This is a genomic window from Nordella sp. HKS 07 (assembly GCF_011046735.1).
In the GTDB taxonomy this organism is placed as follows: Bacteria; Pseudomonadota; Alphaproteobacteria; order Rhizobiales; family Aestuariivirgaceae; genus Taklimakanibacter.
Map to the genome: position 1 here is coordinate 479,667 of NZ_CP049258.1, position 16,242 is coordinate 495,908.

Genomic DNA, 16,242 nt, shown 5'->3' on the forward strand with positions numbered 1-16,242 from the left:
GGAAACCAGGTCAGGCCCTGCACGGGACGACTCAATTTCCCTGGACAGCGACGCGCCTTAACGGAGAGGGTAATGCGGCAGGCCGGTCATCAGATGTGTGAATCCGATAGCGGCGAAAGCCGGGATCCACAAAAGCCCCTCCGCCCGAGCAGTGAAGCTCGCGTTGCACGAATTCAATGGACCCCGACGTTCAGCGGGGTGACGGCTTGGGGTTCTCGGGTGACGGCAAAGGGTTGGATCTTGGCTTGACCCTGGCCTTGGCCCTATCCTCGGGCCGTATGAAGGTCCTCATCCTCTTCGCCCATCCGCGTCCCTCCCGCTCGCTCGTCCAGCGCATGCTCTATGACGCGGTGCGCGAGCTCTCCGGCATCACCGTGCACGATCTCTATGCCGCCTACCCCGATTTCGAGATCGATGTGGAGCGCGAGCAGGAGCGCCTGCTGGCGCACGACGTCATCGTCCTGCAGCATCCCTTCTACTGGTACTCCTCGCCGGCGATCATCAAGGAATGGCTCGACCGCGTTCTCGAGATCGGCTGGGCCTATGGCCCGGGCGGCAACCGGCTGCACCGCAAATTCCTGATGAATGCGATCTCGACCGGCGGCGATGCGGCTGCCTATCACCATGGTGGCCGCAACCGCTTCGAGATCGCCGACCTGCTGAGTCCGTTCAACCAGTCGGCTCACCTTTGCGGCATGGGTTATCTCGAGCCATTCGCCGTTTTCGCCGGCCACTGGATGACGAGCGAGGATCTCGCCTTGCGGATAAGCGATTATCAGGGTCTCATCGAGGGCCTGCGCGACGGCCATATCGACCCGCTGACGCGCCTTGCCAAGGGCTATACCTTGCCGCTTGCCTTCGAGGGGCATCGGTCCCAGAAGAAGCGCCATGCAACTTAGCCTGGACAGCTTCCTCCTCGGTGCCTTCATCTATCTGAGCGCGGCCGTCATCTCGGTGCCGATCGCCACGCGGCTGGGCCTTGGCTCAGTGCTCGGCTACCTCATGGCCGGCATGCTGATCGGTCCGTCGGTCCTGGGCCTCGTCGGCAGCGAGGGTCAGGATGTCATGCATTTCGCCGAATTCGGCGTCATCGTGATGCTGTTCCTGGTCGGCCTCGAGCTGCAGCCCTCGAAACTGTGGACATTGCGCCGGCCGATCCTCGGCCTCGGCGGCCTGCAGGTGGTGGGTACCGCGGCCAGCATCGCCGTCGCCTTGATCCTCTATGGCATCGCCTGGAAAACCTCGCTGACCATCGGCCTCATTCTGGCGATGTCCTCGACGGCGATCGTGCTGCAGAGCCTCGCCGAGCGCGGCCAGCTCAAGACCTCCGGTGGCCAGGCGGTCTTCTCCGTGCTCCTGTTCCAGGACATCGCGGTCATCCCGATCCTGGCGCTCCTGCCGCTGCTCGCGGCGAGCGGCGGCGCGGCATCGGCGCATGGCGAAGACGCCTTCGTCGCGGGCCTGCCCGCCTGGCAGCAGACGCTCATCGTCTTCGCGGCGGTGGGCCTCATCGTGCTCGCCGGGCGCCACCTGATGCGCCCCCTCTTCAGCCTCATCGCCAAGACCGGTCTGCGCGAGATATTCGTCGCACTCGCTTTGGCCCTCGTCGTCGGTATCACGCTGCTCATGGAAACCGTGGGGCTGTCGCCGGCGCTCGGCACCTTCCTTGCCGGCGTGCTGCTCGCCGAAAGCGAATACCGCCATGAGCTCGAAATGGACCTCGAGCCCTTCAAGGGCATATTGCTGGCGGTGTTCTTCATCGCCGTCGGCGCCGGCATCGACTTCAAGCTGATCGCATCGGAACCCGTCACCATCTTTGGCGGCGTCATCGCTTTCGTCGCCCTCAAGTTCCTTGTGCTCTATGCCATCGCCCGTCTTGCCCGCATGAAGCGGCCGCGCGCCTCGCTGTTCTCGTTCTCGCTGGCGCAAGGCGGTGAATTCGCCTTCGTGCTGATCTCCTTCGCGGCTGGCCTCGGACTCCTGGCGGTGACCCAGTCCAGCATGCTGATCGCCGTCGTGGCGCTCTCCATGGCGGTCGCTCCCTTGCTGATGATGTTCGACGCCAGGATCGTGCAGCCGCGCTTCGCGCGCCATGTCGTCGCGCGCGAGGCCGATCGCATCGATCCCTCAGGCTCGTCGGCGATCATCCTGGGGCATGGGCGTTTCGGCATGACGATCGGCCGCGTGCTCGCCGCCAATGGTTCGCGCGCCACGGTGCTCGATCACGATGCCGAGCAGATCGACGCCTTGCGCCGCTTCGGCTTCAAGGTCTTCTATGGCGACGCCTCGCGCGAGGACCTGCTCGAAGCCGCCGGCGCCAAGGACGCCAAAATACTCATCGTCGCCATCGACGACCGCGACAAGACGGTTCAAATCGTCGAGACGGCGAAGCGCCACTTCCCCCATCTCGAGATCTTCGCGCGCGCCTTCGACCGCACCCACGCCTACGAGCTGATCAATGCCGGTGTCCAGCATGTCTACCGCGAGGTCTACGAATCCTCCCTCGTTTTGGCCGGCGATGCCATGGTGGCGCTCGGGGCGCACCCTTACGAAGCCAGCCGCGCCCTGCGCGTCTTCCGCAAGCACGACGAGGAACTGGTCCGCCGCACCGCCCGGCATGCCGGCGATCTCGACACGATCATCGATATTTCGCGCGCCGCGCAAGCCGAGATCGAGCGGGTCCTGTCGGGCGACCAAAGCCCGCAACCGGAACTCATGCCCGACCGTTCCTGGGACACCCAGCCCGACGCCGCGCGCGATCCGCGCAGCATGAGCGAGAATGAGGAGAAAGCCGCATCGTGACGCAAGAATTCAAGATAGACCCGCGCAACAGCGACATACTGATATCGGTCAATGGCGAGCTTCTTGCGCGCGACAAGGCCGTGGTTTCGGTCTTCGATTCGGGCTTCGTGCTCGGCGACGGCGTATGGGAGGGGCTGCGCCTGCATGACGGCGGCATCGCCTTCCTGCGCGAGCACATCGAGAGACTCTACGAAGGCGCCAAGGCGATCTTCATGGATATCGGCGTGACGCCCGACGAGCTGGTGGCGCGCCTCTTCGCCTGTCTCGACGCCAACAAGATGACCGACGGCGTTCATATCCGCCTCATGGTCACACGCGGGATCAAGGCCACGCCCTATCAGGATCCGCGCGCCACGATATCGCCGGCCACCATCGTCATCATTCCGGAATGGAAGGTACCCAAACCGGAGGTCGTGGCCAAAGGCCTCAAGCTCCACACCGTCAATGTGCGCCGTGGCGCTCCCGACGTGCAGGACCAGAAGCTGAATTCGCACTCCAAGCTCAATTGCATCACGGCTTGCGTACAGGCGATGAATGCCGGCGCCGACGAAGCACTGATGCTCGATCCCCTAGGATTCGTCGCCACCTGCAACTCGACTCATTTCTTCATCGTCAGACGCGGGGAGGTCTGGACGTCGAACGGGCAGTATTGCATTCCGGGCATCACCCGCGCAGCCGTCATCCGCGTGTGCAGGGAGAACGGCATTCCGGTCTTCGAGAAGCAGTTCTCGCTCTATGACGTCTATGGCGCGGATGAGGCTTTCGTCACCGGCACCTTCGCCGGCCTCGTGCCGGTGCGCGAGATCGATGGACGCCCGGTGGCGCATCCGCTCGAGCCCAAGGGAGACTGGCCAGGCATCGGCCCGATGACGGCGAAGCTGACCGGGCTCTATCAGGCACTGGCGCGGCGCGAAGCGAAGCGCACGCTGTGACCAGGCCCGTCAGCATCGCCATGTGGTCGGGGCCGCGCAACATCTCGACCGCCATGATGTATTCCTTCGGCAACCGGCCCGACTGCGTCGCCTGGGACGAGCCCTTCTACGCCTTCTCGCTGAAAGTCCACGGCAATGACCATCCGATGCGCGACGAGATCATCGCCCATCATGAAAGCGACTGGGACAAGCTCGTCACCGCCTGCCTCGCCCCGCCGCCCGCCGGCAAGAAAGTCTTTTATCAGAAGCATATGACGCATCACATGCTGAAGGGCTTCGACCGCAGCTGGCTGCTCGAACTCACCAATGCCTTTCTGATCCGCAGGCCCGAGCGCGTGCTGGCGAGCTACACGCGCAAATGGGCGGACGTCTCCTTGCGTGACATCGGCTTCGTCGAACAGGCGGAGATCTTCGACCTCGTTGCGGATCATCTGGGCCGCGCCCCCGCCGTCATCGATGCCGATGATGTGCTGGCCGATCCGCGCCGCACGCTCGGCAAACTCTGCGAGGCGTGCGGCATCGCTTTCGACGATCACATGCTGAGCTGGCCCCCAGGACCCAAAAGCTTCGACGGGGTATGGGCGCCGCATTGGTACAACGCGGTCTGGGCCTCGACCGGCTTCGGCAAGCCTGAGATGCGCGCCACTGAATTGAGCCCGCCTTTGGGTGAGATCGCCGAAGCGGCACGGCCTTATTACCAGCGGTTATGGCAGTACAAGCTTTAGCGACTTGCCCACCAACTCTCCCTCCGCCGCCGAAGGCGGGAGGGTGGCGCGCGGAACGCGCGACGGGTGGGGTCTCTCCGCAAGGGAGATCTATCAGCCAAGGAACTTGCCAGCTGTTCACGCCCATTGATGAACATTAGTTGGCGGAGGGACCGCACCCGTCCGCCCCATGGGCGGCCACCCTCCCCGCGCTTCGCGCGGCGGAGGGAGATTGAGTTGACTTAGCGCCCTGCCAGCTTCCTGAGCGTGTCCTCGGGAAAATTGAAATAGACAGCCGGGCGCACCAGGCCACCCAGCTCCTCATAGAGCTTCCGCGCGCCCGGATTGTCGGTACCGGCGGCGAGATCGATGCGACCGATTCCGTGACCAAGCGCGAATTCGGCGATGAAACGCATCATCGCCCGACCCAATCCCCGGCTGCGCAATTCGGCGCGTACGAACAGGTCTTTGATGAAGATCAGCCCTTTGAGATCGCGTCCGGGCCGCAGCACCGCGAAACAGGCGAGCCCGGCGGGCTCGTCATCCGCGAAGCAGAGAACGAAACGCGTGCCTTCCTGCGTCCTGATCGTCGCCTCGGCAATGGCCGCATATGCCGCCATTGCAGGCAAAGCCTCGCTTGGCCGGTAATGCTCATCCATCAAACGCAGAAGTCCGGCGAGCGGCGCTATGTCGGCAAGGGTGGCGAAGCGGACGATGGCGGCCTCAGCTCATCGCCTGGCGCGCCGCGAAACCGGTCGGTGCGCCACGCGTGGTGGGACGGTGGTCCAGTTCCTTCTCGGCCAGGAGCTCGAGCTTGCGCAGCTCCGATTCCTCTTCCTGAAGCAGGCCCTGCGCGTTCGCCTGCTGGTCCTTCAGGTCGCCGACGGTCTTGAGGATGTTGTCGCGCCGTCCGCGCGTCGATTTGGCCGCCATGGAATAATTGAAATGAGCCGGGTCGTTGACGCCGGTGCGCTGTTCCTCGATCTTCATCTGCGCGTCGAGATCGTCGTATTTGCGCATCAGATCCGCGATCATCGCCTCGATGTCGGCGACCTGCCGGCGTTTTTCTTCTGTGCGGAAACGGTGCAGCCTGAGAAGCGTCTCACGGGACGAACGCATATAACCCTCTTAAACACAACACACGGGTGCCCGACGGCGCGAGATAACGTCCCGGCCCTCCCTAGGCATCGGAATACGAATCACCTAATTTGGAGATTCGACCCTCCGGAGCACATCTTGGGCTCGTAACCTTAAGACCGGGTAAAGCCGGGCATCAGGCGGCGGGGGTCCAGTGATCTTGAGTCAGGTTTATTAGGTTTTGTTAACCTTTCCGGGCGTATGTTAACGATCAACGTTAACTGACCGTTTCGCGGCGGGGTTCTTGGGGCTCGCAGCCGGAGGCGTCGCAGTCCGGGGCGGATGAAGGGGATACGCATGAGAGTTCTGCTGATCGAGGACGATACAGCGACGGCGCAGAGCATCGAGCTGATGCTCAAGTCGGAGGGTTTCAACGTCTACACGACGGATCTCGGCGAAGAGGGTGTCGATCTCGGCAAGCTCTATGATTATGACATTATTCTTCTCGACCTGAATCTGCCGGATATGTCGGGCTACGAGGTGCTGAAGACGCTTCGCGTCAGCAAGGTCAACACGCCGATCCTGATTCTCTCCGGCCTCGCCGGCATCGAGGACAAGGTGCGCGGTCTCGGCTTCGGCGCCGACGACTATATGACGAAGCCTTTCCACAAGGACGAACTCGTCGCCCGCATCCACGCCGTGGTGCGCCGCTCCAAGGGCCATGCCCAGTCGGTCATCACCACCGGCGACCTGCTCGTCAATCTCGACACCAAGACCGTCGAAGTCGGCGGCCAGCGCGTGCATCTGACCGGCAAGGAATATCAGATGCTGGAACTGCTCTCGCTGCGCAAGGGCACCACCCTCACCAAGGAGATGTTCCTCAATCATCTCTATGGCGGCATGGACGAGCCCGAGCTCAAGATCATCGACGTCTTCATTTGCAAGTTGCGCAAGAAGCTCGCGACTGCGGCGGGCGGCAAGAATTTCATCGAGACGGTGTGGGGACGCGGCTATGTGCTGCGTGAAGGCGCGCCTCAGGATGACGAGATCCGCGAAAGCGCCTGATCCGTTTAGACGTGCAGAAGGGGTAAGACAGATCCCGGTGCCGCGAGGCGCCGGGATTTTTCATTGGAGAGTCCGAGAATTGCGGAGCGGTCTTCGGATGCCCCGGCGCTCTGCCTCGTTCTCTCGCGCCGACTACCCCGCTTGTGCCAGGGGAGCGGCATCTTCGGCCGCGGCGATGGCGCGGACCACCACATCGGCGCCGTCGAGGGCGAAGCTGAGCGGCAGGCCCGCCGCTTCGGCGAGGCGCTTGGTATAATAAGGCTGGATCAGGCGTGCATCGATCTCCTCGAGCTCTACCGCACCCTTCAGGACCTGATCGGTCTTCTCGAAGATCTTGGCGCCCTCGCCCGTGGCCCTGACCGCGAAGCCGCCTTCAACCGCCTCCGCCTTGACCACGCCGCCGCGCGGGATGCAGCCCATGGCGATCATCATCATGTTGAGCAGGAGCTTGACTTGCTGCTTGGGCCGGTTCTCACGCGGCACCTGCCAGTCGAGCTTGATCTTTTCTTCGCCGACAAAGGCCTTGGCCACGTCACCCGCTTCGCCCATGTCGATGATGGCGCCGGCCGAGCCGGCGGCCCCGAAAGCGATACGGCAGAATTTCAGCTTGGCCGAGGCCTGCTTCGCCGATTTGCGCACCAGATCCATCGCCATCGCGCGCATAACCTCGTCATCCTCGACCTCGAGCAGCTCAAGCCCGTTGGTGATGGCTCCCACCGGCGAGATGACGTCATGGCAGACGCGGCTGCACAGAAGGGCGGCAAGGTCGAGATCGCTCAGGTGGCTGGGCTGCATCGGCGGGGACTATCCTGGAGAAAGGTGATTCGTGCTCCCGTTTTACCAGATCACACCGAACAATTCCGCATTGACCGAGATGTGCGCTTCAGGGCATAGCGGCCTCATGATGACGACCGCAACCTGCCCCTCGCCCCGCCTCCTGGCGCTCGCCGACCTCGCGATGGCGGCCGGCCGGGAAATCATGGTCATCTACGCCAAACCCGTCGTCGCCCGCGAAAAGGCCGATTTGACGCCGGTGACCGAGGCCGACGAGGCGGCGGAGACGATCATTCTCGCCGGGCTCAAGGCTCAGGATGGCGGAACACCGGTCATTTCCGAGGAGGCCGCGGCGGCGGGCTTCATACCCAAGACCGGGCAGCGCTTCTATCTCGTCGACCCGCTCGACGGCACCAAGGAGTTCCTGAGCCGCAATGGCGAATTCACCGTCAACATCGCGCTGATCGACAGCGGCCGGCCCATCGCCGGCATCGTCTACGCCCCGGCCATCGGCCGCATCTTCTGTGGCGAGGCCGGCCAGGGCGCCTTCGAGGCAAGACTGGAGGCCGACCAGGACCTCGCGGCCTGCGACTGGCGGGCGCTCAAGACACGCCGGGCCGCAGTGGACGGCCCCGTCGTCGTTGCCAGCCGCTCGCATCGCGACGAGCGCACCGAGGCCTATCTCAAGGGCCTGAAAGTCAAGAAGATCGTCTCGGCCGGCTCCTCGCTCAAATTCTGCCTCCTGGCGGCGGGCGAGGCGGATCTCTATCCGCGCTTCGGCCGCACCATGGAATGGGACACCGCGGCGGGACACGCCGTCCTTGCCGCCGCCGGCGGCCATGTCGAGATCGAGACGGGCGAGCCCCTCCTCTACGGCAAGGCCGAACGCGGCTATGACAATCCCGCCTTCATCGCCAAGGGCGGCTGAGGTCACCGCGCAACTAAAAGATGTAGCGCACTCGAAAGCCATCGCGCTTTAGCGGCCTGTTAACCAAAAGAACGCCACTTTATTTGGCTGAAATCCTCGACTCAAAGCCGCCATAAGCGGGTCTTAGAGTAAGGTTTCATAGCAGGTGGGATTCAAGCAGTTCGGACAGCATGGCGCGCTCGCGGATATGCCTGTTTTGGATGTGCTGAAGGAGTTGTGACATGAGCAGGATTATCGACCGCCGCCAGGTATTGACGCTTCTGGGGATGGGCCTCGTCGTCGGTGTCACGGGCCTCATCGGTGCTGAAGCGGCGACGAAGCCTAAGCAGACCTATTCATCCGGCGAGATCGTCGATGCCGGACAGAAATTCTTCGGAAAGACCACGCGCGGCGTCGCCGAAGCGGTCGAATATGTGTTCTCGAGCCAAGGTGAACCCAGCGCCTATATCGTCGGCGAGGAGGGCGCAGGCGCCTTTGTCGGCGGCCTGCGCTATGGCGAGGGTGTGATCTATTACAAGAACGGCACGCGCCAGAAGGTCTATTGGCAGGGTCCCTCGGTCGGCTTCGATTTCGGCGGCAACGGATCGCGCACGCTGGTGCTGGTCTATAATTCCTCGGGTCCGCGCGACATCTATGACGAGCGCTTCGGTGGCGTGGAAGGATCGGCCTATCTGGTCGGCGGCCTCGGTGTGAATTTCCAGAAGAACAAGGATATTATTCTGGCGCCCATTCGCACCGGTGTCGGGGCGAGGCTCGGCGCCAATGTCGGCTATCTCAAATATACGAGTAAGCCCACATGGAACCCGTTCTGATCCCGTCGGCGCGAATTAGCCGTCGCACCGCCGCTTTCGCCACGCTATGGTAGGGCGTGACGGTCCTGTATGATTGCGGGACCGATGACGGTGCTGTGTAGAGGATTTCATGTCTCAGCTTGAGACGCTCTTGTGGTTCGGCCTGGGTTTCGCGGTGGCGAGCCTGATTGCCCTTTTCATGGGCCGCGCCGCCTGGCGCTCGGGCGTCCGGGTCGGCGCCCGCCGCATGGCGCGCAAGGTGCCGGGCACCGTCTCCGAATTGCAGACCGAGCGCGACAGCATGCGCGCCGAGAACGCCATGCTGGCGCGCAAGCTCGAAGTGCGCTTGGGCGAATTGAAATCGAAGCTTGCCGAGCAGACCGCCGAAGTCTCGCGTCACCGCAACCGCATCGAGATACTCGCCGCCGATCTGAGCTTGCGCGAGAAGGTCGGTTCCAGCCATCTCGCCGAGATCACCAGCCTGCAACAGCATATCGCCGACCTCGAGGCGGATCTCGCCCAGCGTGCCGAAACCGCCCAGATGCTCGCCGCCAAGCTGCAGGCGAAGGACAACGAGCTCAACGAGCGCACCGATCATATTGCCGGGCTGAAGAGCAAGATCTGGAAGCTGCAGACGAAGAGCCAGCCGATCGAGGAAAGGCTCACCGAGGCCGGCGAGCAGAGCGACAAGCTTGCCGCCGAGATCCGTGCCATGGACCAGGCCTGGCCGGAGAAACTCACCGGGCTGGGCTTCAGCGAAAGCGAGACCGCCGGCGAGCCGGAAGCCCAGCCGGCGGCACGCCCGGTGAATGGCTCAGGCAAGACCGGCAAGCGCACCGAAAAGCCGGCCGCCCCCCATCAGACGCCGTCGCGCTTCCCCGGAAACGTGGTTTCCCTCGCACAGCGCATCAAGGCGCTGCAAAAGAACATCACGCGCTGACCGTGTTTTCGGTCTGTCGCGGATAAAGCGACAAATTGAATGAGTTCCGCCAGCCGGCTTTAACGCGGCTATGTGACGATAGGTTATGCCAGCCGTCGTCCAACACCAGAAGGATCTTTTGTCGGCATTCGACCCCGCCGCCCTCCTGACCAATATCATGGAGAGCGCCGCGATCGGCTTTATCCTCATGACCTTCGACGGCCATGTGCTCCGGGCCAACCGCGCCTTCACGGCGATGATCGGGTTCAGCGAGGCCGAGTTGATGGCGAGCGGCCTAGACGCACTGGTTCACCCCGACGATTATCCCGCCACGCGGAAGAGCTTTGAACGAATTCTTGCCGGCGAAACGCAGGGTTATCAGCTCGAGCGGCGTTATATCCGAAAGGACGGCAGCATCCTGCATGCATTGGGCGCCGTGTCGGTTCACCGCGCCAGCGTTGCGGGCGAGCCGGACATCGCCATCATCCAGCTCAGCGACATCACCGCGCAGAAACAGGCGGAGGCGCGAAACTCCGCTTTGCACGAGCGCCTGAAGCTTGCCGTGGAGGCGAGCGGCGCCGGTGTATGGGCTGTCGACTTCGCCGACAACGACTACCACTGGGACGCGCGGATGCACGAGCTCTATGGGCTCGCCGTTGGCACGTTCAGCGGCCGTCTTGCCGACTGGATGGCCATGATCCATGCCGCCGATGTCGCGAGAGTGAACGCCGATTGGCGCCGCGCAACGGAAAACTCCTGTCATTTCAGCGCCGAATACCGGATCGTCCGGCCGTGTGGGGAGGTCCGCCACATCAAGGCGCTGGCGCAGTTCGTCCGCGACGACCAGGGTGCGCTGCTGCGCGCCGTCGGCACTAACTCGGACGTCTCGAGCTACAAGCAGCTCAATGCCGAGATCATCGAGGAGAAGGAGCGTCTGAAGATCACGCTCGACTCGATCGGCGAGGCGGTGATCTGCACCGATGCGCTTGCCAATGTCACCTTCATGAACAGCGCCAGTGTCCTGCTGACCGGCGTTTCCGTCGCCGATGCGATTGGCGAGCCGTTGGTCGATGTTCTACGCATCATCGACGAGGCGACCGGCGATCCCGCTCCCAATCCGGTCGGCCAGTGTTTTGCCCATGCGGCCGCGCAATACCGCGCCAGCGGCATCTTCATGCTGAACCAGATGGGCGGCGTCTATGACATCCAGCTGTCGGCCTCGGCGGTGCGCCGCGCCGACGGCGAGATGATCGGTTGCGTCGTGATCTTCCAGGACGTGACGGTGCATCGCGCCGCGCAGCGAAAGATCACCCACAACGCCCAGCATGACGGGCTGACCGGCTTGCCCAACCGCGCCACATTCCAGTCGAAGCTGGCGCAGGCGATAGAAGAGACCGGCAACGGCTCCGGGCCTCATTCCTTGTGCTACATCGACCTCGACCGCTTCAAGACCGTGAATGACGGCGGCGGCCATGCCGCGGGCGATGCGCTGCTCAAGGAAATCTCCAAGATCATCGCCTTGAGCTGCAGCAAGAAGGACGTCCCCGCCCGCCTTGGCGGCGACGAGTTCGGGCTCATTTTGCGCAACGCCGACGCGGCGGAGGCGCGCGACACCGCAACACGCCTGGTTGAATCAATCAGCGCAATGGAATTCCGCTGGGAGTCCATGGTTTTCCGCGTCGGCGCCAGCATCGGCATCACCGAGATCACCAACGACACATCCGACAGCGCGGTCGTCCTGCATCGCGCCGATCTTGCCTGCTATTCGGCTAAGAGTCTCGGGCGCCGTTGCGTCCATGTCTACGGCGTCGATGACCGTGACGACGATCTGGAGTCGACCTGGGAGGATGGAAGAAATATCGCCTTTGGCGGCTAGCGCTGGCTGTGGCGCACTTCGGATTCGGGACACTAGACCAGGATGAGTTCCAACCCGCCGGTACGATTAGGAAAAAACGCTGACTGCCCGTCGGCCCGAACTTTTTCGATTGCGGCATGAAACCTTTCGGGGACCGCGGCGTTTACAGTGCAATGGCCTACCCGAGGCCAGGTCCCCTGCCCATTCCCCCTGGGCATCCCCTGTCGATGGCCCGCAGCGAATCCCTCCGCTGCGGGCCTTATTATTTAAAATTGAAATTCGTATTAACCACCATTATTAAGGCAGACCGAACATAGTGGTCTTATGGTTCCCACCTCCCCATTCGCTCCGCCTTCCGTTGCCGGCAACGACGACCAGCTTCTCCGAAGCCTCTTCGACAACACTCTGATTGGCATCGTCATTCTCTCGCTCGACGGCCACATCACTTATGCCAACGCAGCCTATGCCCGGTTGCTCGGCCGCAGCATCGACGAATTGCGCTTGCTGCGGCTGGACGATTTCATACCGCCCGCCGAGGTCAACGAAATCGAGCGGAATTTCAAAGAGATCGGGGAAGGCCGAAGCGACGGTTACAGCTTCGAGCGCCGCTACATCCACAAGGACGGCCACATCGTCCATGTCCAGGGCGCCACGTCCGTCCTGCGCGGCGAGGGCAGGCAGCCGCTCATCGTCTCACAGCTGGTCGACATCACGGCGCAGAAGGAGGCGGAGCGAAAGCTCGCCCTCAGCGAGCAGCGCTGGGCTTTCGCGCTGGAATGCGCCCATCAGGGTGTCTGGGACTACGACGTCGCCACCGACACGATCTATTTTTCGCCGACCTGGAAATCCATGCTCGGCTATGGCGAGGCGGAGATTCCCAACATGCGGCAGTCGTGGGAAAATCTCCTCCATCCCGACGACCGCGACCGGATGATCGACGTCATGCTCCGCAACACGGAAGGCGAGATCAACGAGATCGAATGCGAGTTCCGGATGCGGCACAAGGACGGCGGCTGGGTCTGGATCCTCAGCCGCGGCCGCACCGTCGCCTGGACGCCCGACCGCAAGGCGCGTCGCATCATTGGCACCCATACCGACATCACTTCGATCAAGAGTTACGAGAAGCAGATCTCGCGCTTGCATGAACGGCTCGACCTCGCCATCAGCGCCGGTCATATCGGCGTCTGGGACTATGATCTCGTGGGCGGGATTCCGCATTGGGACAGCCGCCTGCACGAAATCTATGGCACCGATAGCAGCATCGTCCGCACCCTCGATTCCTGGATTTCCATCCTGCATCCCGACGACCGTGCCCATGTTCTGAGCAACTGGGAGACGGCGCAGAGGAGCCAGAACCACTATGAGGACGAGTTCCGCATCATCCGTCCGGATGGCGAGACGCGCTATATTCACAGTATCGCCCGCATCTTCCGGGACGACACTGGCCGGGCCACCCGCGCCGTCGGCGCCAATTGGGACATCACCGACAAGAAGCGGATGACAGAAAGGGCATTCGAGGAGAAGGAGCGCCTCGGCATCACGCTCGCCTCGATCGCCGATGCGGTGATCTGCACCGATGCCGAGACCATGATCACCTTCATGAATCCCGTTGCCGAGAAGCTCACCGGCTGGTCATCGGCCGAGGTCGCGGGCGTGCCGCTCGCCGCCGTCTTCAACATCGTCGACGAGGCGACGGGTGACCGAGCCGCCGATCCGGTCGCCCAATGCCTGAAGACAAATGACTGCCATCAGCGTGACGGCGGCGTGTTCCTGGTCAACCGCGCCGGCGGCGTCAGCGACATTCAGATGTCGGCTGCCCCGGTGCGCAGCCCGACCAAGGGCTCGATCGGCGCGGTGCTGGTGTTCCGCGATGTGACCGAAGCCCATGCCCGCCAGAAGAAAATCGCCCATTCGGCCTTCCACGACGCGCTGACCGGTCTGCCGAACCGCTCGGCTTTCCTGGCGCGGCTGAATGACGCGATCGCGCAGTCGCGCCAGGAGCACCGTACCCATGCGCTCTGTTTCATCGACCTCGATTTTTTCAAGCAGGTCAATGACCGTGCCGGCCATGCCGCGGGCGACGCGCTCCTCAAGGAGACCGCCAAGATCATCGCGCTCAACTGCAGCAAGAAGGATGTGCCGGCGCGCCTCGGCGGCGACGAGTTCGCCCTCCTCATCCGTGACTGCGACGTGGCCGAGGCGCAGGCCACAGCCGAGCGGATCATCGCCGCGATATCGCGCATGGAATTCCGCTGGGAACTCGACCTCTTCCGCATCGGCGCCAGCATCGGCGCGACCATGATAAGCGACGCCTCGCCTGAACTCAGCGAGATCCTGCACCAAGCCGACAAAGCCTGTTATGCCGCCAAGGCGCGCGGCCGCAACCGCGTCTGCGTCTACGGTGACCTGGATCAGCGGAGGGCCGAACCGCTCCCCGACAAGGACGCGCACCCGCCCGGCTGGCTGCTTCACTGAGGCCCTTCGGCTGACGGGTTGCTTCAATCACCCGTGCCGGGCTTCTCCGCAGGCGGCGTTGCCGGCTGGCCGGGACGGTCATTGCGGCCGACGGATACAGGGTCGCTCGCGGGAAAGGTCTCGCGCAGAGCCTCGTCTAGCTTCTCTTCGATATTTTTCCGGGAATCTCGTACATGCGCCATGATGAAAACCGCCTGTACACTCAATATTGGCACGTGCAGCGCCAATAACAAGAAGGCGCGGTACACCGAAGTGCCCACGCCTCCCTGTTCAAAGTTGGCCCATTGGTTTCAGACCATCACGAGGATGATCCCTGCCACGGGCTCCACTTTGAAGCGACCTGACGGGCCTTGATTTTGCAACCCTGGCTGCCGGTCGCCAGATATCCGGACCTTGCGATCCATCTATCCGACCATCAAACGGATTAGCCGCCGTTTATGGCATCATCGGCCTCATGTCGCTGCCCGGCCTCGAACTGTTGCCAGCAAGTCCGGCCATGAGACGGCGCCTATATCTTGGATGGACCCGGCTGCGATCTGGATCACAATATCGGCGTCGTGTGAGGAAGAGTGTCACGCCGATCGCGGCATAAGTCGATATGCCGATTCTCTCCGTCCACAGATTGAATGCCCCCTGTGGATAACTTCTCACCCACGGGGAAAAGCAACAAACTCGATCTGATTACGGGAGTTCCCTGCCTTATCTCTGCCGTTTCAGTTTAAAAACATCACTAAGAAATCAAGAAAAGACAGCGATGCTGTCTCTCATTCCCGCGCCGGCGCGGATGCGGCTCCCGCAGAGGGGGGCTGCCAAAGACAAGGGCCGGGACTTTCGTCCCGGCCCTTGACCAAAACAACTTCCGAAGGAAGCTTAGACCATCTTCAGATGGCCGGCGCTCGTCTTGCCGCGCTCGGTGACGAGCTCGTAGCTGATCTTCTGCGCCTCATTGAGCGTCGACAGACCAGCGCGCTCGACGGCGCTGATATGAACGAACACATCCTTGGAGCCATCATCCGGCTGGATGAAGCCGAAGCCCTTCTGGGGGTTGAACCACTTAACTTTGCCTGTCGGCATAGGAGTACCTTTCGAGTTGTGACCAAACCGGTGGACCGTCTCATGTCCCCGTATTCGAACCCGCAATGTCTTGAGAAGAGCCCGAAAGGGCAAACGCCAAGCAAGGCCATAGATCGAACCCGGTCTAGATGAGGTTTTGGGCCTGATTTGTCAATGTGTCTCGCCCCACCGCAACCTTGGAGAGTATGCTCCCGGCCCGCGGCCGGCAACCCTTATCTCCTTGGGGATAATGACAATTTTAACTATTCTATTGATGTTGGCTTAACCAAGCGACCGTTACAGCCGACGGTATGGCAGCAAAACCGATTCCCGAAAACCCGAAGCCGGAGGCCCCCGGCGAGGATTCCAAGGTCGAAAACCGGCTCCTGAAGAGCCATTTCGTCCGTGCCCTCGGCCAATTGGAACGCCTGCATCGCTGCCTGCTGGAACTCATCAAGCTGGAACTCGAGCGCCAGATCGAGGATTCAGAGGTCACGAGCGCCCAGGCGGTGTTCCTCTATAATATCGGCGACGGCAAGCTCTCCGCGACGGAGCTGCGGGTCAGGGGCTATTACACCGGCTCCAACCTCAGCTACACGATCGCCAGGCTGGTCGAAGGCGGCTATCTCAACTATGAGCGAGCCCCCCAGGACAAACGCGTCGTCCGCCTGAGCCTCACCGACAAGGGCCAGCAGATCCGGGCCATGGTCGCCGCCATCTATGAGGGCCACGTGCCGGTCCTCGAGGAAAAAGGCGTTACCGCCGAAGATCTCGAGCGCCTGGTTTCGGCGCTCAAGCGCCTCGAGCACTACTGGGCCGAGCATATCCGTTACGGCTTCTGACCTTCCGGCTGTCGGGCGTCGTGCC

The 16,242-nt window shown here is 62.6% G+C and carries 16 protein-coding genes; 11 read left to right on the forward strand and 5 right to left on the reverse strand.

The genetic code is table 11. The features are described from left to right. The first annotated feature begins 245 nt into the window (after positions 1-245). Genes G5V57_RS02300 through G5V57_RS02315 form a run of 4 tightly spaced genes read left to right on the forward strand, consistent with a single transcriptional unit; the run spans position 246 to position 4,459 of the window. Positions 246-899 carry an NAD(P)H-dependent oxidoreductase gene (locus tag G5V57_RS02300; RefSeq protein WP_206530180.1) on the forward strand — a complete coding sequence of 218 codons (654 nt, stop codon included), beginning with the start codon at positions 246-248 and terminating at the stop codon, positions 897-899. Beyond that, the gene (locus tag G5V57_RS02305) at positions 889-2,802 is read left to right on the forward strand and encodes a monovalent cation:proton antiporter-2 (CPA2) family protein (RefSeq protein ID WP_165166013.1); all 1,914 of its coding nucleotides are present in this window, start codon (positions 889-891) and stop codon (positions 2,800-2,802) included. Before G5V57_RS02300 ends, G5V57_RS02305 begins: the two co-directional genes overlap by 11 nt. Beyond that, positions 2,799-3,734, forward strand: a complete 936-nt coding sequence (locus tag G5V57_RS02310) for an aminotransferase class IV (RefSeq protein ID WP_206530181.1) — start codon at positions 2,799-2,801, stop codon at positions 3,732-3,734. The genes G5V57_RS02305 and G5V57_RS02310 overlap by 4 nt, the downstream gene beginning before the upstream one ends. Then, positions 3,731-4,459, forward strand: coding sequence for a hypothetical protein (locus G5V57_RS02315; protein WP_206530182.1), 729 nt, complete (start codon positions 3,731-3,733; stop codon positions 4,457-4,459). Before G5V57_RS02310 ends, G5V57_RS02315 begins: the two co-directional genes overlap by 4 nt. Positions 4,460-4,680: 221 nt before the next feature. On the opposite strand, the gene G5V57_RS02320 is transcribed toward G5V57_RS02315, so the two are convergent. Together G5V57_RS02320 and G5V57_RS02325 are read right to left on the reverse strand one after the other, a co-directional pair. After that, positions 4,681-5,058 (reverse strand): GNAT family N-acetyltransferase, encoded by a 378-nt coding sequence (locus G5V57_RS02320; protein ID WP_165166014.1) that lies wholly within the window; start codon positions 5,056-5,058, stop codon positions 4,681-4,683. A gap of 103 nt (positions 5,059-5,161) precedes the next feature. Further along, entirely contained in the window at positions 5,162-5,557 is a 396-nt protein-coding gene (locus G5V57_RS02325; RefSeq protein WP_165166015.1) for a flagellar export protein FliJ, read from the reverse strand. Between the two features lie 315 nt (positions 5,558-5,872). On the opposite strand from G5V57_RS02325, the gene ctrA reads away from it, so the two are divergent. Further along, positions 5,873-6,580, forward strand: a complete 708-nt coding sequence (gene ctrA, locus G5V57_RS02330; RefSeq protein ID WP_165166016.1) for a response regulator transcription factor CtrA — start codon at positions 5,873-5,875, stop codon at positions 6,578-6,580. Between the two features lie 132 nt (positions 6,581-6,712). On the opposite strand, the gene chpT is transcribed toward ctrA, so the two are convergent. Beyond that, positions 6,713-7,375 carry a histidine phosphotransferase ChpT gene (gene chpT / locus G5V57_RS02335; protein WP_165166017.1) on the reverse strand — a complete coding sequence of 221 codons (663 nt, stop codon included), beginning with the start codon at positions 7,373-7,375 and terminating at the stop codon, positions 6,713-6,715. A 106-nt stretch (positions 7,376-7,481) separates the two neighbouring features. On the opposite strand from chpT, the gene cysQ reads away from it, so the two are divergent. The 5 genes from cysQ to G5V57_RS02360 all read left to right on the forward strand — a co-directional run bounded on the left by cysQ (position 7,482) and on the right by G5V57_RS02360 (position 14,322). Then, complete coding sequence (gene cysQ, locus G5V57_RS02340; RefSeq protein WP_246737493.1) at positions 7,482-8,282, forward strand: 3'(2'),5'-bisphosphate nucleotidase CysQ; 801 nt, start codon at positions 7,482-7,484, stop codon at positions 8,280-8,282. Between the two features lie 221 nt (positions 8,283-8,503). Beyond that, complete coding sequence (locus G5V57_RS02345; protein WP_165166018.1) at positions 8,504-9,094, forward strand: DUF1134 domain-containing protein; 591 nt, start codon at positions 8,504-8,506, stop codon at positions 9,092-9,094. Positions 9,095-9,203: 109 nt separating this feature from the next. Further along, entirely contained in the window at positions 9,204-10,013 is an 810-nt protein-coding gene (locus G5V57_RS02350) for a hypothetical protein (protein ID WP_165166019.1), read from the forward strand. Between the two features lie 85 nt (positions 10,014-10,098). Continuing rightward, positions 10,099-11,868, forward strand: a complete 1,770-nt coding sequence (locus G5V57_RS02355) for a diguanylate cyclase domain-containing protein (protein WP_165166020.1) — start codon at positions 10,099-10,101, stop codon at positions 11,866-11,868. A 303-nt stretch (positions 11,869-12,171) separates the two neighbouring features. Beyond that, positions 12,172-14,322: a PAS domain S-box protein gene (locus G5V57_RS02360; RefSeq protein WP_165166021.1), complete on the forward strand. Its 2,151-nt coding sequence runs from the start codon at positions 12,172-12,174 to the stop codon at positions 14,320-14,322. Between the two features lie 23 nt (positions 14,323-14,345). Here the strand turns inward: G5V57_RS02360 and G5V57_RS02365 are convergent, their stop codons facing one another. Beyond that, complete coding sequence (locus G5V57_RS02365) at positions 14,346-14,582, reverse strand: hypothetical protein (RefSeq protein ID WP_165166022.1); 237 nt, start codon at positions 14,580-14,582, stop codon at positions 14,346-14,348. Positions 14,583-15,192: 610 nt separating this feature from the next. Beyond that, entirely contained in the window at positions 15,193-15,396 is a 204-nt protein-coding gene (locus tag G5V57_RS02370) for a cold-shock protein (RefSeq protein WP_137858178.1), read from the reverse strand. A gap of 290 nt (positions 15,397-15,686) precedes the next feature. On the opposite strand from G5V57_RS02370, the gene G5V57_RS02375 reads away from it, so the two are divergent. After that, a complete protein-coding gene (locus G5V57_RS02375; protein WP_165166023.1) occupies positions 15,687-16,217 on the forward strand; it encodes a MarR family winged helix-turn-helix transcriptional regulator in 531 nt (176 codons plus the stop codon). The last annotated feature ends 25 nt before the right edge of the window (positions 16,218-16,242 follow it).